Origin of the sequence: Mesorhizobium sp. M7A.F.Ca.US.011.01.1.1 (assembly GCF_003998295.1) — a bacterium.
GTDB lineage: Bacteria > Pseudomonadota > Alphaproteobacteria > Rhizobiales > Rhizobiaceae > Mesorhizobium.
In genome coordinates this window covers 1-1,193 of record NZ_RZRT01000178.1, presented here as the reverse complement: position 1 = coordinate 1,193, position 1,193 = coordinate 1, and the positions used below count along the sequence as shown (strand labels likewise).

At 57.9% G+C, this 1,193-nt stretch carries 1 protein-coding gene and 1 pseudogene; both read right to left on the bottom strand.

Annotated elements, in window-relative coordinates:
* Nucleotides 1–767, bottom strand: a pseudogene (locus EOA13_RS37160) (IS5 family transposase).
* A gap of 62 nt (nt 768–829) precedes the next feature.
* The gene (locus EOA13_RS37155) at nt 830–1,168 is read right to left on the bottom strand and encodes a hypothetical protein (protein WP_245490608.1); all 339 of its coding nucleotides are present in this window, start codon (nt 1,166–1,168) and stop codon (nt 830–832) included.
* Between the last annotated feature and the right edge of the window lie 25 nt (nt 1,169–1,193).

Genomic DNA, 1,193 nt, shown 5'->3' with positions numbered 1-1,193 from the left:
CTAGGACGTAGACTCATTACCGCGTAGCCAGATGCGGATTGCGACGAGTTTGAGGGCGGCAAGATAGTTCTCAGCCAGCTTGTCGTATCGGGTTGCGATACGACGGAATTGCTTGGCCTTGTTGAAGAAGCGTTCGACGAGGTTGCGCGCCTTGTAGAGGAAGGGGCTGAAGCAGATCGCGTCCTTGCGGTTGGCCTTGGGCGGAATGTTGGCCCATGCCTTTCGCTCGGTGACAGCATTGCGCAAGGCGTTGGCATCATAGCCCTTGTCGGCGAGTAGCATGGCCCCCTCCGGCAATTCCTTGATCAAGTCCGCTGCGGAGGCGATGTCACTCATCTGGCCTGCCGTGAGCGTCAGCTTGATCGGCCTGCCTTGGGCGTCGACAAGAGCATGGATTTTGGTTGTCAGCCCGCCTCGGGAACGACCGAGACAATGATCTCGATCCCCCTTTTTGCCGTCGCGCCCTGCTGATGCACGCGAACAATGGAGGTGTCGATCATCTGCACCGTGCCGTCATGGGCTTTGGTGATGGCATCCATGAGGCGGTCCCACACACCTGCTTTCCGCCATCGGACGAAGCGATTGTAGCAGGTGGTGCGCGGGCCGTATCGCTCCGGCAGATCGCGCCATGGCGCACCCGATCGCAGCACCCAGAAGATGCCGTTCAGCACCCTGCGGTCGTCAACGCGCGGCACTCCTCGCGGCTTGTTAGGCAACAGCGGCTCGATCGCGCGCCATTCGAAGTCAGTCAGGTCATATCGGCTCATGTGGAGCCTGAATCAGAAAACGGCGTGATATGGAAGCCTAAATTGCGGGCGGTCAACGACTCTTACAGCCGGACCTCTTCGACGGGATCGCCGCGCTCGAACTCCCACGTCCTAGCCATGTTCAACACATCCTCAAATGGCTCATCGGGGTGAGAAGTCGTGCATATAAAGCGTGTCTCGTCGCTTCCGTCACCGACGACGATCTCGTCGATAATGTCTTCAACCCTCGCGCAGCCCGGTCCGACCACGGCCACGAGCGATACACCGTCATTCAGACATTGCTCAACAAAGCCATCGAGCAAGGTCTCATCCGATACCGGAACATGAAGAATTAATTTGCGGGCGAACGGCATAGTCAGATTGTAGGCCGACGGGTGATTGCTTTCCAGCGTCTCAATCATCCAGCATTTATGAGTTCACGACCTA